Genomic DNA, 10,250 nt, shown 5'->3' on the forward strand with positions numbered 1-10,250 from the left:
CACGTAGCGCTTGCGGACCCCGCAATCGTTTCGTTACCGTAATTGCGGTCGATGTCACAACACGGTCACGACTAGGAGGACGGCAAGCTTGACGCAGCACAGCACTCCGCAGACGGAGAGCCGTTCCTTAACGCCTCTGACCAGGCAGTTCGACACCGTGATCTCTCGCTCGATGATGTGGCACCACCGATGAACCATCGCTCGACCTTCGCAACCGAAAATCGCGCTCGCTCCGGACATCGTTACCGGTCCGATGATGACGAGGGATTCGGTGGACATTCCAGTGCTGCGGTAGACCCGTTCGGGACTTCGTCGCGGCGTGCCGGTGGGCATCGATATGCGACCGGCGGACATGAGGACAGCTCGTTGAGTGCGAATGATTCTTGGGCACAGTCCGATTCCGCTTGGGGGCAGTCGCGGGCCGACTCGTCGCCACAAGTTGATTCGTGGGGACAGTCGCAGGCCTGGGCGCAAGGCGATTCCTGGGCCGATGGCGGCGCGTGGGCGTCCGAAGATTCTTGGACCCCCGAGGGCAACGAGGCCTGGAATGCCGACTCCGAGGCGGCATGGACGCCGGAGGCGGACGGGTCCTGGGACGCCGACGAGTCCTGGGATGGCGAATCGTGGGAGGGTAGCGACTCTTCCTGGGAGTCCGAGGATGCGGAAGGGCCCGCCCGGCCCACTGTGATCCCGGGCCGCAGGGCGAACCGCGGTAATGGTGGCGCGCATCGGATGCCCGCACCGCCCGCCTCGCTCAAGGGCCGCGCCGCGGTCGTCGCGGTCGCCGCGGGCGCGGTGGTCGCCGCCGGACAGGCCGCCTTCGCCTCGCCCGAACAGCCTTCGCAGGCCGTCGATTACGAGGCCGCCGGACAGATTCACGAAATCGCGGCGCAGTCGGTCAGCGTGGCCGATCCGAATACTTCGCCGGATTCGCCTCAGGTGCTCAATGTTTCGGCGCCGACCAATCTCGGTCAGTTCGGTGACATGCTGCAAAAGGGGCAGAAGTTCGCCGACGATCTGGCGGCGCAGGAAGCCTCGAAACTCCGCCCGCTGTTCACCAAATTCGCGGCAGGCAATTTCACCTCCGGATTCGGCGCCCGCTGGGGCGTACAGCATCTGGGCGTCGATATCGCGGGCCCGATCGGCACTCCGATCTACGCCGTCGCCGACGCCACCGTGATCGAAGCAGGTCCGGCATCCGGATTCGGTATGTGGGTGCGACTGCTGCACGATGACGGCACCGTCACCATCTACGGTCACATCGACACCGCGACGGTATCGCAGGGTCAGCGCGTCCTGGCCGGTGATCAGATCGCCACCATCGGCAACCGTGGTTTCTCCACCGGCCCGCACTGCCATTTCGAGGTGTGGTTGAACGGTGTCGACAAGGTCGATCCGCTGCCGTGGTTGGCAACGCGCGGTATCAGCTTGGGCCCGCAGCGCGACTGATTTACTTTCCGGGCAAGGGACTCCCTTTGGAGTCGGTGCATCTCTGCGCGCCTGGAGCCGAATTCGAAGTGCGGCAATAGAATTCATCGGACGACTGGTTGCGGTGCCGCTATCGATTCGTTACCGTCGATGGACCCGTTCCCCTTCCGTAGTTGTGACCGGAGGATAGATATCTCCATGCGCGTTGCGAACACCCCGAGCGCCGTCCACGACACTCGAAGACCAGGAACTTTCGAACTTCCCTCGCATTCAGGGCAATTCGGGCACGCCAGTGATGTGATGCGGTTACCGCGATGACGCGAGAGTGGCTATCGGGCTCCGATGAGCGAAGAGTGCCGGTTCAGCATTATCCAGATAATTCTTGGCAATCTTCAGCGCGGTCGAACGGCGTCGAATCCTGGCAGCTGAATGATCAATGGTCGCAAGCGGATTCACCGTTCGACAGGGGAATTCAGAGCTACAGCGGGGGACGGAATTACGCCGCGTGGCAGGACCGCGCGTGGCAGAGCTACGACGGCAGCCGGTATCACGCTGGGCAGGGCTACAGCACAGGCCAGGATCAGGGCGCTGGCCAGATCAACGACGCACACCAGGATTATGGCGATAGCCCGCTTAACAACGCGGGCAACGGAAGCTGGCACGGGTTCCCCGACGGCCGCGATGAGAGCCCGGACTGGAACGGCCGTGCCATCCAGGATTACGGTGCAGGCCAGAGCGACGGCACAAGGTCGAGCCACGACACAGGCCAGAACTACGACGCAAACCACGATTACGGCGACAGCCTGCTTTACAGCGCGAGCAATGGCAGCTGGCACCTCGGCGACGGCCACGATGAGAGCCTGGGCTGGAACGGAGTCGCCATACAGGGTTACGGCAACGTCCAGGAATACCGCACAAGCCAGGATCACGCCGCAGGCCGAGGCTACAACGCCGACTTGGATCACGGCGGGAGCTGGATCTACAGCACGGACAATGCCGACTGGCACGGGTTCCTCGACGGCCGCGATCAAGCTCTGGACTGGTACGGCCGCGCGACCGAGGACCCTGGCAAAAGCCGGAGCGACCGCACACGCCAGGGCTATGACCACAGCCTGACCCACAGCGCGGGCGATGGGCGTGAGTTCGGCGAGGACCGCGATGGAAGCATGGACTGGCCCGGCGCCGCTATCCAGGAGTACGGCACAAGCCACGACGTAAGCCAGGATTACAGCGACAGCCTGATCTACAGCGCGGGCAACGGCGGCTGGCACGGGTTCCGCGACGGCCGCAACCAAGGTCTGGACTGGTGCGGCCGCGTGACCCGGAATCACGGCGAGAGTCAGAGCGAGGGCACACGCCAGGACCACGACGCAAGCCAGAACTACGACATAAGCCAGGATGTCGGCCACGGCCTGATCTACAGCACGGGCAACGGCGGCTGGCACGAGCTCGGCGACGGCCACGATCAGAATGCAACCTGGAACAGCGACGCCAGCCGGAATTACGACACGGGCCAGGATCACAGCGCAAGTCCGGGCCACGCAGGCCACGCAGGCCACGCAGGCCACGCAGGCCACGCAGGCCACGCAGGCCACGCAGGCCACGCAGGCCACGCAGGCCACGATCACGGCACCAGCCTGGACAATGGTATGGGCAACGGCGGCTGGCGCGAGCCCGGCGGCGACCACGATCGGGACTCGAGCTGGATCGGCGACGGCGCAAGCCAGGATTACGGTGCAGGCCAGAGCGACGGCACAAACCAACACCACAGCGCACGCCAAGACCACAGCGCACACCTGGGGCACGGCGCGAGACAGTACGACGCAAGCCCGGATTACGGCAACAGCCTGGACCACGGCATGGGTAATCGCGGCTGGCGCCAGCTCCACGGCGACCGCGATAAGAGCCTGGACTGGAACGGCCACGCTATCCAGCACCACTGCGAAATCCAGGGCGAAGGCACAGGCGGGAGTCAAGAGACAAGCCTGAGTGCCGACGTGCGCCAAGAGCACGATGCACGCCAGAACTACGACGCGAACCACGATTACGGCGACAGTCTGCTTTACAACGCGGGCAATGCCGACTGGCGCGGGTTCGATGAGGGCGTGGAGTGGGATGGGATCGCGTTCCAGGATCGCGATGTCGCTCGGCGCGACGACGCTTTGCGGAATCGCGGTGGGGCTCGGGGTGATAACGATTTCGGGGGCGGCGCTCGGGATGTCGAGGGCCGGGAGGGAGCCCCTACCGATTCGGCCCGGCGGCGGGAGCGGCGAGGTGGTGCGCATCGGGTGCCTGCGCCGCCACGGGCGTTGAAGGGGCGGGCTGCGGTTATCGCGGTGGCAGCGGGGGCGATTGTGGCGGCGGGGCAGAATTTGGCGGCGGGTAGTGAAAAGTCGCCGCAGACAGCGGAATTGCAGGCCGTCGGGCAGCAGCAGGCGTTGGAGCCGGTGAGCGGTGACCTGCCGACGACACCGGAGTTGCTCGACACGGCCACACCGACGAACCTCGGGCAGTTCTCCGATGTGCTGGAGAACGGCGATAAGTTCGCGCAGGATCTGGCGGCGGAGGTGGAGGCAAAGCTGCGGCCGCTGTTCACGAAGTTCGCTTCGGGCACCTTCACTTCCGGATACGGCGAGCGCTGGGGCGTGCTGCATCCCGGTGTCGACGTCGCCGCCCCCATCGGCACACCGATCTACGCGGTCGAGGACGGCACCGTCATCGACGCCGGCCCGGCAGCGGGTTTCGGCATGTGGGTACGGATGCGCGGCGACGACGGCACCGTCACGGTGTACGGCCACATCAACACCGCACTGGTCTCGGTAGGCCAGCACGTCATCGCGGGCGACGAGATCGCCACCGTCGGCAACCGCGGCGAATCCACCGGCCCGCACTGCCACTTCGAGGTCTGGCTCAACGGCACCGACCGCATCGACCCCCTCCCCTGGCTCGCCACCCGCGGCATCAGCCTCGGCCAGGAACGCGACTGACCCCTCACCAACGGCCCCGAGTCCCTCACTCCAGAGACTCACCAGGAAGCGCCTTCGACGTACTCCGAGCCCTCTTCGATGAGATGGCCGGTCCAGCTGGCATTGTGCCCGCTGGCCACCCTCGGTATCGACGACCCAGATCTGGTATTGGTCAGATGTTCACCATGCGCTGACGGCGGCATCGGTCGACCCACTCCACCAGCGCATGGTGAACATCTGACCAGCTGGTGGCTAGTTGTCGAGGGGGCCCTGCGGCGATGAGGCTGTTGCCGCTGTCCCATTTCGGCGCTCGTTGGCCCCAGTTGGTGCTCGTTGGCGTGGTAGCCGCCGCCGGTTTCGACGACCCGGAGTTGTCTGGCCAAAGGCTGCGCTTCGATGGCGCCAACGTCAGCTCCCGGCCCGACATCGCGCGCTTACATGGCCGCTCCGACGCGGAACGGGCAGACACTGAAGGCCCGGTCTATGGCGCGGCGGCGATTGCCAGTCCGATGGCTTCGATGCCGCCAATGGCAGTCACCTCGTATCCCGCGCCCGACACCGCCCGCTTTTGTGGCCGCTCCGACGCGCAACGGGGCAGGCACTGAAGCCGGGTCTAAGGCGCGGCAGCGATTGCCAGTCCGATCAAACCCACGACCTTGACTACCTCCAACCCCACATACCAATAGTGAGCGTGCGAGCGCGGCACTTCCGCGCCCGCGAGCACGCGGTTCGAGCGGCGGGTCAGCAGTGGCCGGACCGCGAGGAGTTGGATGGCGAGGATCGCGGCGGCGCTGCCGAGCCAGATCCGAACGGCACCGCTGGGTACGACAACCAGGGTCGCCACGATCAACAGGGCGGCGAGGACCGTCTCCACGATATTCAGCGCCCGGAATACCAGTCGCCCGATGCCGAGGCCTATTGGCACGGTGATGCCCGGCGCCCGGAACTTCAACGGCGCTTCCAGGAACGAGATGGCCAGCACCATGCCGAGCCACAGCATCGGAAGCAACCACAGCAGGTATTGCGCGACGGTTTCCATGTCGCGCACGCTACCGACGACATCGTCTCTAGATCAGGGGCGAAGGCCCCTATCAGAGCTTGACCAGGGTGCGGCTGTACTGCGGGATGAGGCGGATCTTGCCTGCGGTGCCGAAGTCGATGGTGACGGTCGCCAGGGGGCCGAAGCCTTCGGCGGCTACCACGCGGCCGAGGCCGTACTTGTCATCGCTGACTCGATCGCCGACCGCAAGTACGAGATTGGCATTGTTGTGGCTTGCGCCACCAGGCGCGGGGCGGCGCGGGGCACGGTCGCTGACACCGGGGCGCTGCTGGTTCCAGCCGTCGCGGGTCCAGTCGTGTTCCAGGCCGTCGTCGTCACCGCGGCGGCGGATGCCGCGGGTGAGCGGGGAACCCTTCGGCTCCAACCGCTTCCAGTCGACGAGGTGGGCCGGTATCTCTTGCAGGAATCGGGATTCCGGATTCGAGACCGGCTGCCCCCAGCCGGAGCGCACCACCGCGCGGGTGACGTAGAGCCGCTGCCGCGCCCGGGTGATGCCGACGTAGGCGAGGCGGCGTTCCTCGGCCAGTTCGGTCGGATCGCCGAGTGCACGCATATGCGGGAACTGCCCGTCCTCCCAACCGGTCACGAAGACCACCGGGAATTCCAGGCCCTTGGCGGTGTGCAGCGTCATCATGGTGACCACGCCGGTGCCCTCCTCGGGCAGCTGGTCGCTATCGGCCACCAGCGAGACGCGTTCCAGGAAGGCGGCGAGCGAGCCCGGGTCGGGTTCGCCCTCGGCCACCTCCGGCACCAGTCCCTCTTCCCGGGCGGCCTCGGCATTGTTGTATGCCTCGGAGCTGAATTCCCGCGCGACGCTCACCAATTCGTTCAGGTTGTCGAGCCGGGCACCGTCCTGCGGATCGTCGGAGCCCTCCAACTCGGCCCGGTAGCCGGTGCGGTCGAGTACCGCCTCGACCATATTGCCGAGGTCGGGGAAATCCTGATCCGCCTGCGCACCGGCCGCCCGCACCTCTTCGAGCAGGTCGAGGAATCCGGCGATCGCGCGCTGCGCCCGCGTATTCAGCAGCGCCACCTTGCCATCGGCCGCATCGCGCAGTGCCTCGGCGAAACCGATGCCGCGCTGTTCGGCACGCACCGCCACACAGGCCTCGGCCCGGTCGCCGATGCCGCGGCGCGGGGTGTTGAGGATGCGGCGCAGGCTCACCGTGTCCTCCGGATTGTCGAGCACGCGCAGGTACGCGACGATATCGCGCACTTCCTTGCGCTCGTAGAAGCGCACGCCGCCGACCACCTTGTAGGGCAGTCCCATGCGAATGAAGATCTCTTCCAGCGCGCGGGAGTTGTTGTTGGTGCGGTAGAAGACCGCGACATCGCTGTAGTTGGCATCGCCCGCGTCCACCAGCCGGTCGATCTCGCGGGCCACGAACGAGGCCTCGTCGTGCTCGTTGTCGGCGACGTAACCGGTGATCAGATCGCCCTCACCGGAATCGGTCCACAGCCGCTTGTCCCGGCGCTTCTCATTGCGCGATATCACCGCGTTGGCGGCGGACAGAATGTTCTGGGTGGAGCGGTAGTTCTGTTCCAGCAGAATGGTTTCCGCATCCGGGAAGTCGCGTTCGAATTCCTCGATATTGCGGATCGTCGCGCCGCGGAAGGCGTAGATGGACTGGTCCGCGTCACCGACGACGCACAGTTCGCTCGGCTCGACCGCGTCTTCGGCCTGCTCTTGCGCGTGATGCCCGACCAGCTCGCGGACCAGGGTGTACTGGGCGTGGTTGGTGTCCTGGTACTCGTCGACCAGCACATGCCGGAACCGGCGACGGTAGTACTCGGCGACCTGCGGATGGTTCTGCAGCAGCGCCACCGTTTCGCCGATCAGATCGTCGAAGTCGAGTGCGTTCGCCGAACGCAACCGGCGCTGATATTCGGTGTATACGCGGGCGACGAGTCCAGGCAGTTCGGTTTCGTCGGTTTCGGCATCGGCGGTGGCCTGCCTGGGCCCGATGAGCTCGTTCTTCAAATTCGAGATGGCGGTGGCCAGCAGCCGCGCCGAATATTTCTTGACGTCGATATCGAAGTCGCGGCTGATCATGGTGAGCAACCGCCGGGAATCGTCGGCATCGTAGATGGAGAAATTGGAATTCAGGCCGGGCAGCAGCGCGGCCTGCATGCGCAGGATGCGGACGCAGCTGGAGTGGAAGGTCGAGACCCACATATTGTTCGCGCGCGGACCGACCAGCCCGCTCACCCGCTCGCGCATTTCGGCGGCGGCCTTATTGGTAAAGGTGATGGCCAGGACCTGACCAGGGGTTACGCCCCGAGCGGCCAGCAAGTAGGCGATGCGCCGGGTGAGCACGGCGGTCTTGCCCGAACCCGCGCCCGCGACGATCAGCAGCGGCGCACCGGTGTGTACGACCGCGGCGCGCTGCTGCGGGTTGAGACCGTCGAGCAGCCGCTCGCCCTCCTCCGCGCGACGTTGCTCACGTTCGGCGCGGCGCTTTTCTTGTTCGACACGGTGCTTGTCGTCCACGACACGCCGCGACGCATCATCGGCGGCCGAGTGCGGAACCCCCGCCGCGGTGGGCACGGCAGACTCGACCATCTCCTCGGTGCGAGCAGCGTCGACCTGCGGTTTCTGGGCTGAATCCTGGTGCCGAGTCCGCCCGGCCTGCGTCTTGGGAGCCACCGTGATGTCCATCGCCCATCCACGCTACCGGCGGGCACCGACAGAGATGAAGTCCCGGTCGGCATCGGTGTCCATTCAGCGAACGGCAGGTGAACCGCCCCGGGTCGACACGGGCGTCGCAACGTGCAAGCCTTACTCGGGAGATTCACAAAATGAAGTGTTTTGCATTGCTTCGGCCCCGTGGCAGACTGGCCCACATGACCTGCGCGACCGCCGCGAAGTATCCGATTCGGCCGACGGCCGGATATCGTGATCGCGGACTTTGTACCTGAACGCGCCGCCTGGGGGGAGGATTGCAAGACCTACCAGGTTTGTTTTACACGGTGAAAGAACCGATCGGTAACGAGCTCGGCTCACCCGCCGATCCATGTTCTGACACGAGGAGATGAATGATGAGCACCCCCGCCACGACCGGGTCCGATTCGGCTCTGCCCCACACCGAGGCCGAGATCGACAAGCTCCGCAAGGAGATCGACCAGCTCGATGCGGAAATCCTGGCCGCCGTCAAGCGCCGCTCCGAGATCTCCCGGATCATCGGTCGCACGCGCATGGCCTCCGGCGGCCCCCGCCTCGTACACAGTCGTGAGATGAAGGTGCTCGAGCGCTTCAGCGAACTCGGCCAGGAGGGACATACCCTCGCCATGCTGCTGCTGCGCCTCGGCCGCGGCCGACTCGGCCACTGACCGTCTCCGGCCGCCACTAGCGGCACAATCGAACCACGCGGCGTTCGCGAGATCGCCGCCTTCCACAAAGGCCGCCCCGGGTGTATTCCACCCCGGGGCGGTCGTTTCATGTCTGCGGGTCAGGTGAGGGCGATGTACTTGGTGGACAAGTACTCCTCGATACCCTCGATACCGCCTTCGCGGCCGAAGCCGGAGGCCTTGACGCCACCGAAAGGTGCAGCGGGATCGGAAATTACGCCGCGGTTGATGCCGACCATGCCGGATTCGATGCCCTCGGCGATGCGCAGGGCGCGGTCGAGATCGCGGGTGTAAACGTAGCTCACCAGGCCGAATTCGGTGTTGTTGGCGGCCGCGAGGCCCTCCTCTTCGGTGTCGAAGCCGACGATGGGGGCGACGGGGCCGAAGACCTCCTCGCGCAGGATCCGAGCATTCGCGGGGACCTCGCTGAGGATGGTCGCGGGATAGAACCAGCCGGGGCCGCCAGGCGCCTTGCCACCGAGGCGGACCTGCGCACCGACCGCCACCGCGTCATCGACCAGTTCGCTGACGGTATCGAGTTGCTCCTCGTTGATCAGCGGGCCGAGCGTGGTGTTCGGATCGGTACCCGGCCCGAGGACCGTATTCGACATGGCCTCGACGAGTTTAGTGGTGAACTCCTCCAGCACGCCGTTCTGCACATGGAAGCGGTTGGCCGCGGTGCACGCCTCGCCGCCATTGCGCAGTTTGGCCAGCATCGCGCCCTGTACGGCGGCGTCGATATCGGCATCGTCGAAGACCACGAACGGTGCGTTGCCGCCGAGTTCCATCGAGGTGCGCAGCAGTCCGTTCGCCGACTTCTCCACCAGCTTCTTGCCGACCTCGGTGGATCCGGTGAAGGTGAGCTTGCGCAGGCGCGGATCGTCGAGCAGCGGCTGGGTGACGGCGCCGGAACGGCTGGAGGTGATCACAGACAGCACCCCGTCCGGCAGCCCCGCCGCACTGCACAGCTCGGCCAGCGCCAGCATGGTCAGCGGGGTGGCCGATGCGGGCTTGACGATCATCGTGCAGCCCGCGGCCAGCGCGGGTCCGATCTTGCGAGTGCCCATGGCGAGCGGGAAGTTCCACGGCGTGATGGCCAGACACGGCCCGACCGGCTGCTTGTGCACCATGATCCGCCCGGTGCCAGAGGGCGCGTGCAAGTAGCGCCCGTGTACCCGCACGGCTTCCTCGCTGAACCAGCGGAAGAATTCGGCGCCGTAGCGCACCTCGTTGCGGCTTTCCGGCAGCGCTTTACCCATCTCCAGCGTCATCAGCAGCGCGAATTCCTCGGCGCGCGCGGTCAGCTGATCGAAAACCCGGCGCAGGATCTCGCCGCGCTCCCGCGACGGTGTCGCCGCCCATTCGGCCTGCACCGCGACGGCCGCGTCGAGCGCACGCACGGCATCTTCCGGCGTGGCGTCGGCGACTTCGGCCAGCACCTGTCCGTC

Annotated in this window: 6 protein-coding genes and 1 pseudogene; 4 read left to right on the forward strand and 3 right to left on the reverse strand. The window is 66.0% G+C overall.

Going from position 1 to position 10,250, the window contains the following annotated elements; genetic code table 11:
- Positions 1–366 precede the first annotated feature (366 nt).
- The 3 genes and pseudogenes from NP3_RS01195 to NP3_RS01205 all read left to right on the forward strand — a co-directional run bounded on the left by NP3_RS01195 (position 367) and on the right by NP3_RS01205 (position 4,999).
- Positions 367–1,449, forward strand: coding sequence for a M23 family metallopeptidase (locus NP3_RS01195; protein ID WP_245720753.1), 1,083 nt, complete (start codon positions 367–369; stop codon positions 1,447–1,449).
- 2,201 nt (positions 1,450–3,650) lie between these two features.
- Positions 3,651–4,415, forward strand: a pseudogene (locus tag NP3_RS50195) (M23 family metallopeptidase); the annotation flags it as partial.
- A gap of 257 nt (positions 4,416–4,672) precedes the next feature.
- Positions 4,673–4,999, forward strand: a complete 327-nt coding sequence (locus tag NP3_RS01205) for a hypothetical protein (RefSeq protein ID WP_063036872.1) — start codon at positions 4,673–4,675, stop codon at positions 4,997–4,999.
- An 8-nt stretch (positions 5,000–5,007) separates the two neighbouring features.
- Here NP3_RS01205 and NP3_RS01210 read toward each other — a convergent pair whose 3' ends face one another.
- Both NP3_RS01210 and pcrA read right to left on the reverse strand, forming a co-directional pair.
- On the reverse strand, positions 5,008–5,433 hold the full coding sequence (locus NP3_RS01210; RefSeq protein ID WP_063036874.1) for a hypothetical protein: 426 nt from the start codon (positions 5,431–5,433) through the stop codon (positions 5,008–5,010).
- 52 nt (positions 5,434–5,485) lie between these two features.
- Positions 5,486–8,113 (reverse strand): DNA helicase PcrA, encoded by a 2,628-nt coding sequence (pcrA, locus tag NP3_RS01215; protein WP_063036876.1) that lies wholly within the window; start codon positions 8,111–8,113, stop codon positions 5,486–5,488.
- A 380-nt stretch (positions 8,114–8,493) separates the two neighbouring features.
- On the opposite strand from pcrA, the gene NP3_RS01220 reads away from it, so the two are divergent.
- Positions 8,494–8,784: a chorismate mutase gene (locus NP3_RS01220; protein ID WP_063036882.1), complete on the forward strand. Its 291-nt coding sequence runs from the start codon at positions 8,494–8,496 to the stop codon at positions 8,782–8,784.
- A 119-nt stretch (positions 8,785–8,903) separates the two neighbouring features.
- Here the strand turns inward: NP3_RS01220 and NP3_RS01225 are convergent.
- On the reverse strand, positions 8,904–10,250 hold a 1,347-nt coding region (locus tag NP3_RS01225), incomplete at its 5' end, for an NAD-dependent succinate-semialdehyde dehydrogenase (RefSeq protein ID WP_063036884.1).

The sequence above is a fragment of the Nocardia pseudovaccinii NBRC 100343 genome, assembly GCF_001613225.1.
In the GTDB taxonomy this organism is placed as follows: Bacteria; Actinomycetota; Actinomycetes; order Mycobacteriales; family Mycobacteriaceae; genus Nocardia; species Nocardia pseudovaccinii.